The sequence below is a fragment of the Telluria sp. AIW5 genome, from assembly GCF_056680575.1.
Genome location: NZ_CM155289.1, coordinates 2,459,381 through 2,477,599, shown reverse-complemented (window position 1 = coordinate 2,477,599; position 18,219 = coordinate 2,459,381). Strand labels below are relative to the sequence as shown.

Genomic DNA, 18,219 nt, shown 5'->3' with positions numbered 1-18,219 from the left:
CCCCTTGAAAATTTCGATCGGACTTCGCCTCTTCGCCTCGGTCCTGCTGGCCATCCTGGCCGTGGCGGCGAGCGCCGTCTTCCTGCTGCGCCAGAACGTGCTCGAGAGCTTCGGCGACTACGCCGTGCAGATCGAACTGGACCGCCTCGAAGAACTGTCGACCGATCTCGCGCGCCGCTACGCGCAGCACGGCGACTGGCGCTTCGTCCCCGGCACCGGGCAGCGCGAATGGATTGCCCGCGAACTGGCGCGCCTGCAGGCCGCACGCGAAGCGCGCGCGATGGCCGTACCGCCTCCACCCGCGCCACGGGAAGCCGCCCTCCCCGTCGCAGCGGCCGTTCCCGCCACTCCGGTGGTGCCCCCGGCCCCGCCCGCGCCGCCGGCCCCGCCCTTGCCGCCGCTGCCGCCCCCGCCCCTGAACGACGCGCCCGACCCGGACGACACTTCGCCCCTGCAGTCACGCATCACCCTGTTCGACGCCGCCGGCAAGACGCTCGCCGGCCGCCCGCCCGGCACGCTGCCGCTGGCTCGCCGTCCGATCCTGGTGAATGGCCGCAGCGTCGGTTACCTGGCCGTGGCGCGCACGGCCCGCCCGACCGACGCCCTGGCCTACGCCTTCCTCGACCAGCTCGGGGCCAGCCTGTGGCCGATCGCCGCCGCCGGCGTGCTGCTCAGCGCGCTGGCCGCGGTGCTGCTCGCCGCCCACTTCCGGCGTCCGATCGGCCGCCTGGCGCAGGGCGCGCGGGCGCTCGCGGACGGACACTTCGACACGCGCCTGCCGGACAAGCGCAGCGACGAACTGGGCGAACTGGCCGGCCACTTCAATGTGCTCGCCGCACGCCTGCAAGGCGCCGAGGATGCGCGCCGCCAGTGGGTGGCCGACACCTCGCACGAGCTGCGCACGCCGCTGGCCGTGCTGCGCGCCCAGCTCGAAGCATTGCAGGACGGCGTGCGCAGCGCCGACCCGGCGCAGGTGGCGGCCATGCTGCGCCAGGTGCTGGCGCTCTCGAAACTGATCGATGAACTGTATGCGCTGGCGCGGGCCGATGTCGGCGCGCTCGCGTGCCGGCGCGAGCCGCTCGACCTGTGGCAACTCGCGCTCGAAGAAGCGCAGTCGTTTTCCGAACGTTTCAGCACGGCCGGGCTGATACTCGACACCGGGGCCGCACCGCCGCAGGCAAACGTACTCGCCGACCCCGACCGCATGCGCCAGGTGCTGCGCAACCTGTTCGAAAACAGCCTGCGCTATACCAGCGCGCCCGGCCGCGTGGCGCTGACGGCACAGGTGGATAAAGGACGCCTCGATCTCGCCATCGACGACAGCGCGCCGGGCGTGCCCGATGCAGCGCTGGCACGCCTCGGCGAACGTTTCTACCGCGTCGACGCCTCGCGCAGCCGTGCCGGCGGCGGCGCCGGACTGGGCCTGGCGCTGTGCCTGCGGCTGGTCGGCGCGCAAGGAGGAACGATCCGTTTTGCGCACTCCCCATTCGGCGGCCTGCGCGCCACGGTGTCGATGGAGCTGGCACCATGAATACTGTTTATATCGTTGAGGACGAGCCGGAACTGGCCGTACTGGTCGCCGACTACCTGCGTGCGGCGGACTTCATCCCCACTGTCTTCGGCGACGGCGCGCAGGCCCTGGCCGCGATCCGCGCCGGGGCGCCGGCGCTGGTCGTGCTCGACCTGATGCTCCCGGGCCTCGACGGCCTGGCCCTGTGCCGCGAAGTGCGCGCCTTTTCCGATGTGCCAATCGTGATGGTGACGGCGCGGGTCGAGGAAATCGACCGCCTGCTCGGCCTCGAACTCGGCGCCGACGACTACCTGTGCAAGCCGTTCAGCCCGCGCGAACTGGTGGCTCGCATCAAGGCGATCCTGCGCCGCACGGGCGTGGCGGCCACGCCCTTGGCGATCGACCGCGCCGCCCGCCGCGCCAGCCTGCGCGGCCAGGCGCTGGACCTGACGCGCACCGAATTCGACCTGCTGGCCGCGCTCGCGGCACGGCCGGGCCAGGTGTTTTCGCGCGCCCAGCTGCTCGAACTGGCGTGCGGGGACAGCCTGGACGTCACCGACCGCGCCGTCGACAGCCATATCAAGAACCTGCGGCGCAAGTTCGAGGCGGCCGCGCCCGGACTGGAACCGATCCGCTCGATCTACGGGCTGGGCTACCGATTCGAGCTGTAGCCTTCATTTTTTCTCCACATTCGGCAGGCATGATGGCCCTACTGGCGCCACTGTCGTGCGCCGCCCCGAGGAGAACACCATGCACCCACGCACCATCATCGCCGCCGCCCTCCTGCTTGCCGCCGGCGCCAGCCAGGCAGGCGTTCACATCCAGTGCAAACCGGCAATGAGCGGCCCGTGCGTCGTGCCGGCACCGCCCACCCCGCCCACGCCGCCGGTCCCGCCGGTTCCGCCAGCCCCGGAGGCTCCGCCTGCGCCGCCCGCCCCGCCCGCCCCGCCGCCTTTGCCCGAGATCCCCGCCGAAGCCCACGCCGCCTGCGCCGGCAAGGCCAATGGCAGCACGCTGGCCTGGACGCTCGCGCCGGGCGAGACCATGCGCGGACTGTGCGAGCGCGTCGACGGGCGCATGGTGTTCCAGCTGCGCAGCTACCACAGCAAGGACTGAACGCGTCCAGCCCCTGTCTTGCGGACGGCGCCCCGTTAACAAAATGATTACAATCGACTCATCAGCATTGAGTGGTCGGGGCGGTTATGTTCGATATGGATTTAGCGTGGTGGGAATTTATTGTGCGCGGCGCGGTCGTCTACCTGTCGCTGCTGGTGATGGTGCGCATCTCGGGCCGGCGCACCGTCGGCCAGTTCACGCCCTTCGATTTGCTGGTGGTGATGCTGCTGTCGGAAGCGGTCTCGAATTCCCTGTCCGGCGGCGACGATTCGCTCAGCGGCGGCCTGATCATCGCCGCCACCCTGATCGTCCTGAACACGACCGTGGCCTGGCTGTCGGCCCACAACCAGCGCGCATCCGCCATGCTCGACGGCACGGCGGTGCTGATCGGGCGCGACGGCCAGTTCTTCGACAAGGTGGTGAAACGCTGCCGCATCACGGAGTCCGATCTCGCACAGTCGCTGCGCGCAGCCGACTGCACGCGCGAGGACATGCAATGTGCCTTCCTCGAGGCCGATGGCGAGATCACGATCCAGAAGAAGAAGTGAAGGCCCTTGCCCGAACATGATTCATTTCCGACAACTTATCCTCGGAATCCGTATCATGCCTGCGCGCCCGGCCGTATTACCGGCGCGCTCCCCGTTCGGCCAGCAGCGCCGACCAGGCGGGAATCGCGGCATCCCAGAACGCGGAGATCGTTGCCGGGCGCTCGACCGGCAACCCGAGGAAGCGCGCGGCGTCCAGTAAAGCATCGATCGCCGCCGCGTCATCGCCCGGCAGCACGGCCAGCGCGCCGGTCTGCTTGGAGAGCTTTTCGCCGTTGGCGTTACGGACCACCGGCACGTGCAGGTAGCGCGGCGTCGGCACACCCAGCAAGCGCTGCAGATGGATCTGGCGCGCCGTCGAATCGATCAGGTCCGCGCCGCGCACGATGTCGGTCACGCCCTGCTCGGCATCGTCGACCACCACCGCCAGCTGATAGGCCCAGTAGCCGTCGGCGCGCTTGAGCACGAAGTCGCCCGATTCGGTCGACAAGTGTTGCGTCGTCGGGCCGGCGAAGCGGTCCACGAACGTGATGCTGTCCGCGCCGGCATCCGGCACCCGCAGGCGCAGGCTGCGCATCGAGCGTCCGATGGCGAGCCCGTGGCGACAGGTACCGGGATAGATGGCGGCGCCGTCGGGCGCCACGCCGAGGCGCGAATCGAGGATTTCGCGGCGGTTGCAGCCGCAGGGGTAAGCATGCGCGCCGAGCCGTTCGGCGGCCGCCGCGTACAGGTCCTTGCGCCGGCTCTGCCACACGACCGCGCGATCCGGGTGCATGCCGAGCGCATCGAGCAGCGCGAGGATGGCCATGTCGGCGCCGGGCACGCTGCGTCCTTCGTCGATGTCTTCGATGCGCACCAGCCATTCGCCACGGTGGGCGCGCGCATCGAGATAGCTGGCAACCGCCGCCACCAGCGAACCGGCATGCAGCGGGCCGGTGGGCGATGGTGCGAAACGGCCGATATAGGGATTGCTCACGGTACGAAGGGAAGCGTCAAACGGGGCAACACGATATCACAGCCCACTACTTGGGACCGCCCTTCCAGCCGTCCTTCTCTTCGTAACCCTTGATCAGGCGCGTCACCTGTCCGCCCACCTCGTTCGGCACGGCCATCGACAGCTGGTAGTGAACGATCTCGAAACTGTCGCCCTTCCTGCGCATGACGCCGCTGGCCTGGCAGACGCCCATTTGCGTATCGAGCAGTTCGTCGAACCAGACCATCGACCCGTCTTCCGAAGCATAGACATTGCGGCGCAGCGCCTTGAACGCCCAGGCGGACTTGCGCTTGAAGAAGGGTTTGGCCCAGGCCTTGAATTCATCGCGCCGCCAGTGCTCGCTCTTGTCGGTGCCGATATAGACGCCGTCCGGCGCGATCTTGTCGAAATAGGCCAGGCGCGCATGCGCCGCGTCGTCGTGCCAGCGGTCGACAAAGGCGTTCACTTGCCTTTTGAGACCAGGATCGGCCTGCGCCACCAGGGCGCACAGCAGCAGCGAACAGGCGAGCAACAGACGTTTCATGGGCGCGATAAATGTTGACTTGGACATGCAGATTTTACACAGCCATTTGTAACCAGGTGTACAGTTCGCCAAAATTTTCCAGTTTGGGTATACATTTGGCAACATAACTTTTTCCCGGCCGTGTATGCGCCCACTTCTCCTCTGCCTGTTCAGCCTGTCGCTGCCGGTCTGTGCCGAGCCGGTGACGGCGCCGCCCCCGCCAGCGTCGAAGGCAGCGCCGCTGCGCGCACGCCTGGACAAGGACACGATCCGCGCCGCCATCGAGGCCGTGCCCGCCGAGAAGGACTCCGCTGCCGCACGCCGCAACGAGGCCGACGCCCTGAGCGCCACGCCCTACGAACATTTTGCGAAGGACTTCGCCGGTGCGCGCCTGCCCGACTGCCTGCATTCCGAGGGATTGAAACACCAGCCGACCTTCTTCCTGAGCGGCGTGCTGGCCCTGCCGTTTATCGCGGTGGCCAAGCTGCGCGGCGTGTGCCGCTGACGAGGCTGTCGGCCACCACGACGTGCTCGATGAACCGGTGAACGAGCTAGCGGTGCAGCTCGCCCGCGCGCTCGGGCTGGTAGACGATCTCGCGTACCGTCAGGTCGAAACGCCCGCCATCGGGCCCGGTCCAGTCGATGCTGTCGCCCACCCGCAAGCCGAGCAAGGCAGTGCCGACCGGCGTCAGCACCGACAGCTTGTCGGGCGCGCCGTCGAGGTCCTTCGGGTAGGCAAGCGCCATGTCGAATTCTTCCGTGCCCTCGCCCAGCACGAAGCGCACGCGCGAATTCATGGTAACGACATCGAGCGGCATCTCTTCAGGCTCGACCAGCTCGGCGCGGGCGAGTTCTTCCAGCAGGGTCTCGCGCGTTCCTGCCTGGGCGGCCGGGAGCGAATCGAGCAGGTGTTCAAGGCGCTCCATGTCGAGCGAGGATACGACGATTGGTGGTCTCATGATGGACTCCATGTGTGGCCGCTCATGCGCGGCCGGCAAAAGGGAAATCATCCGCGTTCAGCGGACGAAGGTCGATGCAGTGGAGGAGGCTCGGGAGGGCGGATGGCGCGCTGGCCGGCCGGGTTTCCTCACCGAGCCCGATAGAGCCAGGCGAGATCTCGCGCGCACGCCGGCGGCGTGCAAATCAGGGACAGCAGGGACGCAGCGCGGCCTCCCTCGTTCAGGGATGAACCACAAAGCTGCAGGCAGTAGCTCGATGAATTCAAGGTGAAGTTCGCAAACCGATAATCGTAGGGTGGGCTACGCCCACGCGGTACAACACATGCATCCCGCAAAGCGTGGGATGGGCATGAGCCCAGTATAGCTCCCCTGCCCTACCCGTCAACCCTGCACGCTTGCCGAGGCACCAATGAAAAAAGCGGGCCGCAGCCCGCTTCTTCCGATAACGACTAAACGGTATTAACGCTTGTCGAGCGGCGCCACGTCGCGCACCGGCGAACCCACGAACAGCTGGCGTGGACGGCCGATCTTCTGCTCAGGATCGGCGATCATCTCGTTCCACTGGGCGATCCAGCCGATGGTACGGGCCATCGCGAAGATACCGGTGAACAGCGAGACCGGGATGCCCAGGGCCGACTGCACGATACCCGAGTAGAAGTCGACGTTCGGGTACAGCTTGCGCGAGACGAAGTATTCGTCGTTCAGCGCGATGCGTTCCAGTTCCATCGCCAGCTTGAACAGCGGGTCTTCCTGCAGGCCCAGCTCTTCCAGCACTTCGTGGCAGGTTTCGCGCATCAGTTTTGCACGCGGGTCGAAGTTCTTGTAGACGCGGTGACCGAAGCCCATCAGCTTGACGCCCGAGTTCTTGTCCTTGACCTTCTCGATGAAGGCAGGAATGTTCTCGACCGAGCCGATTTCCTTCAGCATGGTCAGTGCCGCTTCGTTGGCGCCGCCGTGGGCAGGGCCCCACAGGCAGGCGATGCCGGCAGCGATACAGGCGAACGGGTTCGCGCCCGACGAACCGGCCAGGCGGACGGTCGAGGTCGATGCGTTCTGCTCGTGGTCCGCGTGCAGGATCAGGATGCGGTCCAGGGCGCGCACCAGCACGTCGTTGACCTTGTACTCTTCGCACGGGTTGGCGAACATCATGTACATGAAGTTGGCGCTGTACGACAGGTCGTTGCGCGGGTACATGAACGGCTGGCCGATCGAGTATTTATACGCCATCGCGACCAGGGTCGGCAGCTTGGCGATCAGGCGGATTGCCGAGATTTCGCGCTGCTTGGCATCGTTGATGTCGAGCGAGTCGTGGTAGAACGACGCCAGGGCGCCGACCGTGCCGACCAGCACCGACATCGGGTGCGCGTCGCGACGGAAACCACGGAAGAAGAAGTTCATCTGCTCGTGGATCATCGTGTGCTTGGTCACGGTGTCGCTGAACTTTTCCTTTTGCTCGGCGTTCGGCAGTTCGCCGTTCAGCAGCAGGTAGCAGGTTTCCAGGAAGTCGCAGTTCTCGGCCAGTTGCTCGATCGGGTAGCCACGGTACAGCAGTTCGCCCTTGTCGCCGTCGATGTAGGTGATGCTCGAGTTGCACGAAGCAGTCGACATGAAGCCCGGATCGTAGGTGAACTTGCCGGTCTGGCCGTACAGCTTGCGGATGTCGATGACGTCCGGGCCGATCGTGCCCTTGTAAATCGGCATATCAACCGATGGGCTGCCGTCGGAGAACGACAGGGTGGCTTTGGTATCAGAGATGTTCATGGCACTTCCTTCTTGGGAGTGGATCTACAAAATATAAGACGAAAACGGGGTTTCGCTCACGCTTGCCGCAGGCGTGCCAGCAAGGCATGCACGTGCGGCAGGTCGACATCGCCTCCGGGCTCGGCGCGTCCGAGCAGCAGGTCCATCAGCGGGTTGTCCGCCAGATCCAGCAAGCGGGTCAGCGCATCGACGTCGTCATCGCTCAGGTCTGTTTCATGCGCATCGAGGAAGCGCGTGAGGATCAGGTCGTTTTCGAGCAGGCCACGGCGTGAACGCCAGCGCAGGCGGGCACGGTTGGCGGGATCGGATTGATGCGCGTTTTGCTGCGCGGTTTTACGTGTTTCCACACTAGAGTCCGTTGTCGGTCAACACTATACTCCGGCTGCCGGGAATCGGCAGTACCGTACTTCTACTGTATTGATTGCAATACTTTCGGCGTGAATCGGGGGATTATCCGACGATTTCGCCTTGTTTGCGTTGTACTGCGTGGGCACGGGGCGCCCACCCTACCAAACCATTGCGCGAGTGATCAATGGTTGGTTGAACGCGTGGGCGGAGGATCCGCCCACCTTACGGGTACCTTTGCAGGCGCCCGTGGCATACCACGATCCGTAGGGTGGACTCCCGAGTCCACGCGTTTCACGGCCGGCCATACGGCGCCGGCCGCGATAACCAGGGACCTTAAATCGCCCGGCGAACCAGCAATTCCTTGATCTTGCCAATCGCCTTGTTCGGATTCAGACCCTTCGGGCAGACGTCCGTGCAATTCATGATCGAGTGGCAGCGGAACAGGCGGTACGGGTCTTCCAGGTTGTCCAGGCGCTCGGCGGTCGCTTCGTCGCGCGAGTCGGCGATGAAACGGTAGGCTTGCAGCAGGCCGGCAGGACCGACGAACTTGTCCGGATTCCACCAGAACGACGGGCACGAGGTCGAGCAGCAGGCGCACAGGATGCACTCGTACAGGCCGTCGAGCTCTTCGCGCTCTTCCGGATACTGCAGGCGCTCTTTTTCCGGCCTGATCGAATCGTTGATCAGGTAGGGCTTGACCGAGTGGTACTGCTTGAAGAACTGGGTCATGTCGACGATCAGGTCGCGCACGACCGGCAGGCCGGGCAGCGGACGCAGCACGATCGGCTGGGTCAGTTCGTTCAGGTTCGTGGTGCAGGCGAGACCGTTCTTGCCGTTGATGTTCATCGCGTCCGAACCGCACACGCCTTCGCGGCACGAGCGGCGCAGCGACAGCGAATCGTCGACGTCCGACTTGATGCGCTGCAGTGCGTCGAGCAGCATCTTGTCGGTGTCTTTCAGTTCGACGGTGACGTCTTGCATGTAAGGCTTCGAATCCTTGTCCGGATCGTAGCGGTAGATCTTCAGTTGTACTGTGCGTGCCATTTTTTACCTATCTGATGTCGGCCAGGACGATGCCCCGGCCACAAAAATGTTCTTAGAAAGTACGTGGTTTCGGCTTGAAGGTGTCGACCGTCAGCGGCTTCTGGACCACTGCCTTGTACTCGAGGCGGTTGCCTTCCGAGTAGAACAGGGTGTGCTTCATCCAGTTTTCGTCGTCGCGCTGCTCGTAGTCGCTGTGCGCGTGGGCGCCACGCGACTCTTTGCGGGCCTGGGCCGACACGATCGTCGCTTTCGCGGTCTCGATCAGGTTGTCCAGTTCCAGCGCTTCGACACGTGCCATGTTGAACACCTGCGACTTGTCCTTGTACGACACGTGCTTGCGGCGCTCGTCGAGGACCATGATTTCCTTGACGCCCTGGGTCAGCAGTTCGTCGGTACGGAACACGCCGCAGTACTTCTGCATCGTGGCGCGGATGTCGTTGGCGACGCCCTGCACTTTTTCCGTGCCGGTCGAGGTTTCGAGGCGGTTCAGGCGATTCAGCGCGAAGTCGGCAGCGTCTTTCGGCAGGGCCTTGTTCGACTTCTGCTTCAGGTTCGAGGCGACCACGTGGTTGCCGGCGGCGCGGCCGAAGACGACCAGGTCGAGCAGCGAGTTGGTGCCCAGGCGGTTCGCGCCGTGGACCGAGACGCAGGCGCATTCGCCGATGGCGTACAGGCCGTTCACGACTTTCTGGCCGCCATTCACGATATCAGGGGTAACGACCTGGCCGTGGATGTTGGTCGGGATGCCGCCCATCTGGTAGTGAATCGTCGGCACGACAGGAATCGGTTCCTTGGTGGCGTCGACGTTGGCGAACTTGTGGCCGATTTCCAGGATCGAAGGCAGGCGCTTCTTGATGGTATCGGCGCCGATGTGGCGCAGGTCCAGCAGGACGTGGTCCTTGTTCGGACCGCAGCCGCGGCCTTCCTTGATTTCCTGGTCCATCGAACGCGAGACGAAGTCGCGCGGCGCCAGGTCTTTCAGGGTCGGCGCATAGCGCTCCATGAAGCGTTCGCCGTTCGAGTTGATCAGGATACCGCCCTCGCCGCGGACGCCTTCCGTGATCAGCACGCCCGCGCCGGACACGCCGGTCGGGTGGAACTGCCAGAATTCCATGTCCTGCAGCGGCAGGCCGGCACGTGCCGCCATGCCCATGCCGTCGCCGGTGTTGATGAAGGCGTTGGTCGACGCGGCGAAGATACGGCCGGCGCCGCCGGTGGCGAGCATGGTGGTCTTCGCTTCGAGGATCATCACGTCGCCGGTTTCCATTTCCAGGGCGACCACGCCGACGACGTCGCCGTCGGCATCGCGCACCAGGTCGAGCGCCATCCACTCGACGAAGAAGTGGGTACGGGCACGGACGTTACGCTGGTACAGCGTGTGCAGCAGTGCGTGGCCGGTACGGTCGGCCGCGGCGCAGGCGCGCTGGACCGGCTTCTCGCCGAAGTTGGCGGTGTGGCCGCCGAACGGACGCTGGTAAATGGTGCCGTCAGGATTGCGGTCGAACGGCATGCCGAAGTGTTCGAGCTCGTAGACGACTTTCGGTGCTTCGCGGCACATGAATTCGATCGCATCCTGGTCGCCCAGGTAGTCGCCACCCTTGACGGTGTCGAACATGTGCCAGTACCAGTCGTCTTCGCTCATGTTGCCGAGCGAGGCACCAATGCCGCCCTGGGCCGCCACGGTGTGCGAGCGGGTCGGGAAGACTTTGGACAGCACGGCGACGTTCAGGCCGGCTTCGGCCAGCTGCAGCGACGCGCGCATGCCGGAACCGCCTGCGCCGATGATGACGGCGTCGAAGCGGCGGGAAGGGATTGCAGTTTTAATTGCTGCCACGATTACACACTCCAGAGAATTTGCACAGTCCAGGCGGCGCAGGCAAGCAGCCAGAGCACCGTAGCAAACTGCAAGGCCAGCTTGATGCCGGCATTTTTGACATAGTCCATCCAGATGTCACGCAGGCCGACCCACACGTGGTAGTACAGGCCGAAGAAGGTGACGAGGGAGAAGAGCTTGAACCACTGGCGCGAGAACAGCGACGCCCAGCCTTCGTAGTTGAAATTCTGGGCGGTCAGGAAGGTGCCCAGCAGGATGACGGTGTAGATCACCATCACGATCGCGGTGACGCGCTGCGCCAGCCAGTCACGCACGCCGTAGTGCGCGCCGACGACCAGGCGGTTGGCGCCGACATTATTCTTTTTAGCCATTTTCAGAATACTCCAAACAGTTTCAGGCCGACGACCACGGTCAGGGCCAGGCTGATGACCAGCACCCAGCGTGCGGTCTTCTGGGCGGCGTCCTTGTCCAGGGCCAGGTGGTTATCCATGAACAGGTGGCGGATGCCGGCGGTGAAATGGTGCAGGTAAGCCCACGACAGGCCCAGCAGGATGATCTTCGTGAAGACGTTGTCGACGATGCCGCCGAAGTGGTAATACGAGATCTCCGAGCGCAGGCTTTCCTGGAGCAGGTAGAGCAGGAAAGGCAACAGCAGGAACATCCCGAAACCGCTCACGCGGTGCAGGATCGAGACGATCGCCGACGGCGGCATCTTGTACTTCGTAGTGATATCCGTAATGTGGATGTTACGGAACTCCGGCCGTCCTTTTTTTGTGGCCTCTCTCACGGCTTCGGACATACAACACCTCCCTTAACTGACAAAATGTGATTAACCCTGAATTTTCGCCGATTTTTTGAGCCACACCAAGATGCGATTCGGAATATCGACAAGTCACGCTTGGAACCGGGCTTTGTTCGGCGCTTTCTTGATAACAACATATTTTAAACGCATAACTACAAACGTGCTGAGGGCCGTAGGGTGGGCACTTGTGCCCACCCTACGTTACGCATGCGCCTGCCATTCAAACGCCATCACGACAATTCGTTCTGATAATGATGCTGCGCGGTCAAATACATGCCCCGCCTTAATTCCACCGGCCGGTCGCCATACGTGAACGACACCCGGTCCGCGACCAGCAAGGGCGTACCCTCGGCCACGTTCAGATACTGCGCCGCTACCCCATCAGCCCCGACCGCCCGGATCTTTTCGGTCGCGCGGATCATGCGCGTGCCGAACTCCGATTCGAACAATCCATACATTGGACCCTTGTACTCGACCAGGCGTTCCGCCGTCAGTCCCTTGAACAGCTGGCCCGGCAGCCACAATTCCTCGAGGATCGTCGGCGCGCCGTCGAACGCCATCACGCGCTTGATGTAGACGACCGCGTCGCCCGATTTCAGATCGAGCAGGCGCGCGACCTCGGCCGGCGCGCGGATGCGCTTGACCTCAACGATGCGGTTGTCGGGATGGTGGGGGACGCCTTCATCGGGCATCAGTTTCAGGAAACGGAAGTGGGCGCGCTCTTCGTGGTGGGTGGCAACGAAGGTGCCCTTCCCCTGCCGGCGCACGACCAGGTTCTCGGCCGCCAGCTCATCGATGGCCTTGCGCACCGTTCCCTGGCTGACCTTGAAGCGCGCGGCGAGTTCGACTTCGCTCGGCATCAGCTCGCCCGGCTTCCACTCCCCGGATTGCAGGCTTTGCGTGATCAGCGACTTGATTTGCTGATACAGCGGCCGGAACGATGGCGAGGCGGAGTTGCCTGGCCCCTCGCCGGAGGGGTTGGTCGGGACGGAATTCATAGACCATGATTTCACCACAAATAGCCCGTCCCGTCCAGTGACCACACGGCAACACATGTGTCTTATATAAGACATATGATATGGATTGACAGGGTGAACGGGCGAGGACTACACTCGCGGTCGATCGGGCGTCCGTGCAGGCCTCACGCACAATTCTGCACACTGCTGAGCTGAGGCGGACACCCACAAGGACAGCTGCCAGTTTGGTATCATTGCAGTTTTCCCCGGCCGACGCTCGGGAACAGGCGTATCCTCGGCTTCGACCGTTTTCATTCCCACTTTTGGAGATTCATCATGGCTAAAACCCCACTGCGTGTTGCCGTTACCGGCGCCGCCGGCCAGATCGGCTACTCGCTGCTGTTCCGCATCGCTAACGGCGACATGCTGGGCAAGGACCAGCCGGTTATCCTGCAGTTGCTGGAGATCGACAACGAAAAAGCACAGAAGGCCCTGAAGGGCGTGATGATGGAAATCGACGACTGCGCCTTCCCGCTGCTGGCCGGCATGACCGCGCACTCGGACCCGATGACCGCATTCAAGGACGCTGACTTCGCCCTGCTGGTCGGCGCGCGTCCACGCGGCCCTGGCATGGAACGCAAGGACCTGCTGGAAGCGAACGCACAGATCTTCACCGTGCAGGGCAAGGCGCTCGACGCCGTCGCTTCGCGCAACGTGAAAGTGCTGGTCGTCGGCAACCCTGCCAACACCAACGCCTACATCGCGATGAAATCGGCTCCGAACCTGCCGGCGAAAAACTTCACCGCCATGCTGCGCCTGGACCACAACCGCGCCCTGTCGCAAGTGGCTTCGAAGCTGGGCAAACCAGTCGGTTCGATCGAGAAGATGGCCGTCTGGGGCAACCACTCGCCAACGATGTACGCCGACTACCGCTTCGCCACCATCGACGGCGCCTCGGTCAAGGACGCGATCAACGACGACGCATGGAACCGCGACACCTTCCTGCCGACCGTCGGCAAGCGCGGCGCCGCCATCATCGACGCGCGCGGTGCATCGTCGGCCGCATCGGCTGCCAACGCTGCCATCGACCACATGCACGACTGGCACCTCGGTACCGCCGGCAAGTGGACCACGATGGGCATCCCATCGGATGGTTCCTACGGCATCCCGAAGGACACCATGTTCGGCTTCCCTGTCACCGTTGAAAACGGCGAATACAAGATCGTGCAAGGCCTGGAAATCGACCAGTTCTCGCAAGAGCGCATCAACCTCACCCTCAAGGAACTGACCGAAGAGCGTGAAGGCGTGGCGCACCTGCTGGCCTGAAGCAGTTAATGCAGATGGACGGCGCCGCCGGCCATCTGCGGGAACGCCGTGCTGCTTCAAGCGGCACGGCGGTTTCTTCGTTTTCAACCGCGGTACCTGTCACTTCCAGCGAAACTCCCATGCATCCTTCCGAGGTTTTATTCCAGGGCAAACGCCAGCCGCTCCTGCTTCCCGCCTGCGATCACTATTGCGGTTCGGAGAAGCTGATGCGCAAGTCGATGGCCTTGCAACAAGAGCTTGGCCCCGTCTTCGACATCACGTTCGACTGCGAGGACGGCGCCGCCGCCGGCAACGAAGCCGCCCACGCCCAACTGGTGGCCTCGCTCGTCAATAGCGAAGACAACCGCTTCAACCGCATCGGCGTGCGCCTGCACGACATCGAGAGCCCGCACTTCGTGCAGGACGTCGTCGCCATCGTCGGCGCCGCGGCCACCCGCCTCGCGTATGTCGTGCTGCCGAAACCGAGCGGCATCGACGACGTCCGGCGCGCGCTGGAAATCATCAACCGTGTCGCCGTGCCGAACGGCCGCCCGGCCTTGCCGGTACATGTGCTGATCGAAACCCACGGCGCATTGCACGATGCCTACGAGATCGCCGCCCTGCCCCAGGTCGAATGCCTTTCCTTCGGCATCATGGATTTCGTTTCCTCGCACTTCGGTGCGATCCCGGCCGGCGCGATGCGCACGCCGGGACAATTTACGCATCCGTTGGTTGTACGCGCCAAGCTGGAGATGGTTGCGGCATGTCATGCGCACGGCAAGGTGGCCTCGCATAATGTGACGACCGAAATCAAGGACAGTGCGATTGTGGCGAATGATGCACAACGCGCGGCCGCCGAATTCGGTTTCACGCGCATGTGGAGCATCCATCCGGACCAGGTCAAACCGATCGTCAAGGCGTTTACGCCCCGTCTGTCGGAAGTAAACGAAGCCACCAACATCTTGCAGGAAGCGATGGCGGTGAACTGGGGTCCGATCGCGCAACATGGGCGCTTGCACGACCGCGCCAGCTACCGATATTATTGGACCGTTTTGCAGCGCGCGAAGCTGGCCGGCCTGGCGCTGCCCGAATCCGCGGCGGCAATCGTCAACCAAACGGAACCCCACTAATGGCCACCTCCCCCAAACACCTGTTCGCCGCCGGCGCTTTCGCGTTCGCGGCTTTTAGTCTGTGCACCACTCCTGTCTCCGCCGCTACGGAAAAACATCATCCGAAAGCCGAAGACGTCCTGAAGGCGAAGAAAGCAGCGCCGTCGAAGTCGAAGAAGGCAGCTGCCGCCGACGACAACTGGGCCCCTGCCGATGAAGCCGAACCGGACATCACCGACACCAAGGTCACCGAGTACAGCTGCGAACTGAACAACAAGGTCACGATCTACACCAACGAAGGCGACGATTCGCACATCGCCCTGCGCTGGAAGAAGCGCCTGCACCGGCTGGAGCGCGTCGGCACCACGACCGGCGCGATGCGCTTCGAGAACACGAATTACCGCCTGGTCTGGATCGGCATCCCCTCGAAGGGCATCCTGCTCGACTCGAGGCTGAACCGCCAACTGGCCAATGAATGCAAGAATGCCGAGCAAAGCAAGCCGATCGTGGCTGCCGCCTCGGAGCAGAAGAACGGCTGAAGAATTACCCCCGTTGCCCGATATTTGTAATGAAGTATTGAAGCAATAACAAGAGACCCCACTGAAGGAGAGCTTATGTCTCGCAACACCCTGAACACGCTGAAGGATTTCCCGCTGAACGCGGGCCAGTCCGGCCAGTTCTATTCGCTGCCGGCGCTGGGCGAAAGCCTGGGCGTGAACCTGTCGCGCCTGCCGGTGTCGATCCGTATCGTCCTCGAATCCGTGCTGCGTAACTGCGACGGCAAGAAGGTCACCGAAGAACACGTCCGCCAGGTAGCAAGCTGGAGCGCGAACGCCGAGCGCACCGACGAGATTCCTTTCGTCGTTGCCCGCGTCGTGCTGCAGGACTTCACCGGCGTGCCGCTGCTGGCCGACCTGGCCGCGATGCGCAACGTCGCCGCCAAGAACGGCGCCGATCCGAAGAAGATCGAGCCGCTGGTGCCGGTCGACCTGGTCGTCGACCACTCGGTCACCATCGACCACTTCCGCGAGCCGAACGCGCTCGACCTGAACATGAAACTGGAATTCCAGCGCAATAACGAGCGCTACCAGTTCATGAAGTGGGGCATGCAAGCCTTCGACACCTTCGGCGTCGTGCCTCCGGGCTTCGGCATCGTCCACCAGGTCAACCTGGAATACCTGGCACGTGGCGTCATGAAGAACGGCGACACCTACTACCCTGACACCCTGGTCGGCACCGACTCGCACACCACCATGATCAACGGCGTCGGCGTCGTCGGCTGGGGCGTGGGCGGCATCGAAGCGGAAGCCGGCATGCTGGGCCAGCCGGTCTATTTCCTGACCCCGGACGTCATCGGCGTCAACCTGACCGGTTCGCTGCGCGAAGGTTGCACCGCGACCGACCTGGTGCTGACCATCACCGAACTGCTGCGTAAAGAAAAAGTCGTCGGCAAGTTCGTCGAGTTCTTCGGCGAAGGCACCGCCTCGCTGTCGACCACCGACCGCGCCACCATCGCCAACATGGCACCGGAATACGGCGCCACGATGGGCTTCTTCCCAGTGGACGACGCCACCGTCGACTACTTCCGCGGCACCGGCCGTACCGAAGAAGAAATCACCGCCTTCCAGAACTACTTCAAGGCGCAGGGCCTGTACGGCATCCCGAAAGCCGGCGATATCGACTACACCCGCATCGTCTCGCTCGACCTGTCGACCGTGACCCCATCCCTGGCGGGTCCGAAGCGTCCGCAGGACCGTATCGAACTGGGCAACGTGAAGAACAACTTCACGGAACTGTTCAGCAAGCCGACCACGGAAAACGGCTTCAACAAGGCGCCGGAAGACCTGAACAAACTGTACGAGACGACCAACGGCGTGCGCGTGAAGAACGGCGACGTCCTGATCGCCGCCATCACCTCGTGCACCAACACCTCGAACCCGAGCGTGCTGCTGGCTGCCGGCCTGCTGGCCAAGAAAGCCGTCGAGCGCGGCCTGACCGTGGCGCCGCACATCAAGTCCTCGCTGGCTCCTGGCTCGCGCGTGGTCACCGAGTACCTGACCGCCGCCGGCCTGCTGCCTTACCTGGAAAAGCTGGGCTTCGGCGTGACGGCTTACGGCTGCACCACCTGCATCGGCAACGCCGGCGACCTGACCCCGGAACTGAACGCAGCGATCGTCCAGAACGACATCGTCGCTTCGGCCGTCCTGTCGGGCAACCGTAACTTCGAAGCACGTATCCACCCGAACATCCGTTCGAACTTCCTGGCCTCGCCACCGCTGGTCGTCGCTTACGCGATCGCCGGCAACATGACGCGCGACCTGATGACCGAGCCAGTCGGCAAGGACACCAACGGCGTCGACGTCTACCTGGGCGACATCTGGCCATCGAGCCAGGAAGTGGGCGCGCTGATGCGTTTCGCGATGAACTCGGAAGTGTTCAAGAAGAACTACGCCGACGTCAAGGGCAACCCGGGCGAACTGTGGGAACGCGTGTCGTCGACCGAAGGCCAGGTCTACAACTGGCCTGAGTCGACCTACATCGCGGAACCACCGTTCTTCGCGGACTTCGAGATGACCCCGAAAGCGGCCGCCACCGGCATCACCGCTGCGCGCGCCCTGGGCGTGTTCGGCGACTCGATCACGACCGACCACATCTCGCCAGCCGGCTCCATCAAGGAAGACGGTCCAGCGGGCAAGTGGCTGAAGGATCACGGCGTGCTGAAGGCCGACTTCAACTCCTACGGCTCGCGCCGCGGCAACCACGAGATCATGATGCGCGGCACCTTTGCCAACGTGCGTATCAAGAACAAGATGATCCCGGCCAAGGCCGACGGTTCGGCAGTCGAAGGCGGCATCACGATCCACCAGCCGACCGGCGAACAGATGTCGATCTACGACGCGGCCATGAAGTATGTGGCCGAAGGCACCCCGACCATGGTGTTCGGCGGCGAAGAGTACGGCACCGGCTCGTCGCGCGACTGGGCAGCCAAGGGCACCCAGCTGCTGGGCGTGAAGGCCGTGGTCGTGCGTTCGTACGAGCGCATCCACCGCTCGAACCTGGTCGGCATGGGCGTGCTTCCGCTGCAGTTCATCGGCACCGACAGCGTCGAAACCCTGGGCATCACCGGCAAGGAAACCTTCGACCTGAAGGGCCTGGAAGGCGAGATCAAGCCGCAACAGCTGGCCACCCTGGTGATCCACCGTGAAAACGGCGACACCCAGGAAGTGCAAGTGCTGCTGCGTATCGACACCCCGATCGAAGTCGACTACTACAAGCATGGCGGCATCCTGCCGTTCGTGCTGCGCCAGCTGCTGGCTGCGTAATTGTTTCAGGCCCGCCTTGTGCGGGCTTGGGATGACAAAAAGGGCTGGAACCTTCACGGGTTCCAGCCCTTTTTCAATGTTGCGATGCGCGCCGGACGTAGGGTGGGCGCC

The 18,219-nt window shown here is 63.7% G+C and carries 19 protein-coding genes; 9 read left to right on the top strand and 10 right to left on the bottom strand.

The genetic code is table 11. The annotated features are described in order from the left end of the window. The first annotated feature begins 4 nt into the window (after positions 1-4). The 4 genes from AC1MEM_RS10890 to AC1MEM_RS10875 all read left to right on the top strand — a co-directional run bounded on the left by AC1MEM_RS10890 (position 5) and on the right by AC1MEM_RS10875 (position 3,174). A complete protein-coding gene (locus tag AC1MEM_RS10890; protein ID WP_499477196.1) occupies positions 5-1,531 on the top strand; it encodes an ATP-binding protein in 1,527 nt (508 codons plus the stop codon). Beyond that, positions 1,528-2,181, top strand: coding sequence for a response regulator (locus AC1MEM_RS10885; RefSeq protein WP_499477195.1), 654 nt, complete (start codon positions 1,528-1,530; stop codon positions 2,179-2,181). Before AC1MEM_RS10890 ends, AC1MEM_RS10885 begins: the two co-directional genes overlap by 4 nt. Before the next feature lie 79 nt (positions 2,182-2,260). Then, a complete protein-coding gene (locus AC1MEM_RS10880; RefSeq protein WP_499477194.1) occupies positions 2,261-2,626 on the top strand; it encodes a hypothetical protein in 366 nt (121 codons plus the stop codon). Positions 2,627-2,712: 86 nt separating this feature from the next. Then, entirely contained in the window at positions 2,713-3,174 is a 462-nt protein-coding gene (locus AC1MEM_RS10875) for a DUF421 domain-containing protein (RefSeq protein ID WP_499477193.1), read from the top strand. Positions 3,175-3,250: 76 nt separating this feature from the next. Here AC1MEM_RS10875 and gluQRS read toward each other — a convergent pair whose 3' ends face one another. Further along, a complete protein-coding gene (gluQRS, locus tag AC1MEM_RS10870; protein ID WP_499477191.1) occupies positions 3,251-4,147 on the bottom strand; it encodes a tRNA glutamyl-Q(34) synthetase GluQRS in 897 nt (298 codons plus the stop codon). A gap of 46 nt (positions 4,148-4,193) precedes the next feature. After that, entirely contained in the window at positions 4,194-4,688 is a 495-nt protein-coding gene (locus AC1MEM_RS10865) for a nuclear transport factor 2 family protein (RefSeq protein ID WP_499477190.1), read from the bottom strand. A 124-nt stretch (positions 4,689-4,812) separates the two neighbouring features. On the opposite strand from AC1MEM_RS10865, the gene AC1MEM_RS10860 reads away from it, so the two are divergent. Beyond that, the gene (locus tag AC1MEM_RS10860; protein ID WP_499477189.1) at positions 4,813-5,172 is read left to right on the top strand and encodes a hypothetical protein; all 360 of its coding nucleotides are present in this window, start codon (positions 4,813-4,815) and stop codon (positions 5,170-5,172) included. 46 nt (positions 5,173-5,218) lie between these two features. On the opposite strand, the gene rnk is transcribed toward AC1MEM_RS10860, so the two are convergent. The 8 genes from rnk to AC1MEM_RS10820 all read right to left on the bottom strand — a co-directional run bounded on the left by rnk (position 5,219) and on the right by AC1MEM_RS10820 (position 12,413). After that, positions 5,219-5,626 carry a nucleoside diphosphate kinase regulator gene (gene rnk / locus AC1MEM_RS10855; RefSeq protein WP_499477188.1) on the bottom strand — a complete coding sequence of 136 codons (408 nt, stop codon included), beginning with the start codon at positions 5,624-5,626 and terminating at the stop codon, positions 5,219-5,221. Positions 5,627-6,085: 459 nt separating this feature from the next. Next, the gene (gene gltA / locus AC1MEM_RS10850; protein ID WP_499477187.1) at positions 6,086-7,387 is read right to left on the bottom strand and encodes a citrate synthase; all 1,302 of its coding nucleotides are present in this window, start codon (positions 7,385-7,387) and stop codon (positions 6,086-6,088) included. Positions 7,388-7,443: 56 nt separating this feature from the next. Continuing rightward, positions 7,444-7,734, bottom strand: a complete 291-nt coding sequence (locus AC1MEM_RS10845; protein ID WP_499477186.1) for an FAD assembly factor SdhE — start codon at positions 7,732-7,734, stop codon at positions 7,444-7,446. Positions 7,735-8,068: 334 nt separating this feature from the next. Next, the gene (locus AC1MEM_RS10840) at positions 8,069-8,779 is read right to left on the bottom strand and encodes a succinate dehydrogenase iron-sulfur subunit (RefSeq protein ID WP_499477185.1); all 711 of its coding nucleotides are present in this window, start codon (positions 8,777-8,779) and stop codon (positions 8,069-8,071) included. A 52-nt stretch (positions 8,780-8,831) separates the two neighbouring features. Beyond that, positions 8,832-10,613 (bottom strand): succinate dehydrogenase flavoprotein subunit, encoded by a 1,782-nt coding sequence (gene sdhA / locus AC1MEM_RS10835; protein ID WP_499477184.1) that lies wholly within the window; start codon positions 10,611-10,613, stop codon positions 8,832-8,834. A 2-nt stretch (positions 10,614-10,615) separates the two neighbouring features. Further along, on the bottom strand, positions 10,616-10,984 hold the full coding sequence (gene sdhD, locus AC1MEM_RS10830; protein WP_499477182.1) for a succinate dehydrogenase, hydrophobic membrane anchor protein: 369 nt from the start codon (positions 10,982-10,984) through the stop codon (positions 10,616-10,618). Between the two features lie 2 nt (positions 10,985-10,986). Continuing rightward, positions 10,987-11,412: a succinate dehydrogenase, cytochrome b556 subunit gene (gene sdhC, locus AC1MEM_RS10825; RefSeq protein ID WP_499477181.1), complete on the bottom strand. Its 426-nt coding sequence runs from the start codon at positions 11,410-11,412 to the stop codon at positions 10,987-10,989. 233 nt (positions 11,413-11,645) lie between these two features. After that, entirely contained in the window at positions 11,646-12,413 is a 768-nt protein-coding gene (locus AC1MEM_RS10820; protein ID WP_499477180.1) for a GntR family transcriptional regulator, read from the bottom strand. A 294-nt stretch (positions 12,414-12,707) separates the two neighbouring features. Here AC1MEM_RS10820 and AC1MEM_RS10815 point away from each other — a divergent pair, with 294 nt between their 5' ends. The 4 genes from AC1MEM_RS10815 (at position 12,708) to acnA (ending at position 18,108) form a co-directional block, all read left to right on the top strand. Continuing rightward, on the top strand, positions 12,708-13,697 hold the full coding sequence (locus AC1MEM_RS10815) for a malate dehydrogenase (RefSeq protein WP_499477179.1): 990 nt from the start codon (positions 12,708-12,710) through the stop codon (positions 13,695-13,697). Positions 13,698-13,816: 119 nt separating this feature from the next. Then, positions 13,817-14,806, top strand: a complete 990-nt coding sequence (locus AC1MEM_RS10810; protein ID WP_499477178.1) for an HpcH/HpaI aldolase/citrate lyase family protein — start codon at positions 13,817-13,819, stop codon at positions 14,804-14,806. Then, positions 14,806-15,324, top strand: a complete 519-nt coding sequence (locus tag AC1MEM_RS10805) for a hypothetical protein (RefSeq protein WP_499477177.1) — start codon at positions 14,806-14,808, stop codon at positions 15,322-15,324. Before AC1MEM_RS10810 ends, AC1MEM_RS10805 begins: the two co-directional genes overlap by 1 nt. Positions 15,325-15,399: 75 nt before the next feature. Next, positions 15,400-18,108: an aconitate hydratase AcnA gene (gene acnA, locus AC1MEM_RS10800; protein WP_499477176.1), complete on the top strand. Its 2,709-nt coding sequence runs from the start codon at positions 15,400-15,402 to the stop codon at positions 18,106-18,108. Positions 18,109-18,219: the final 111 nt, after the last annotated feature.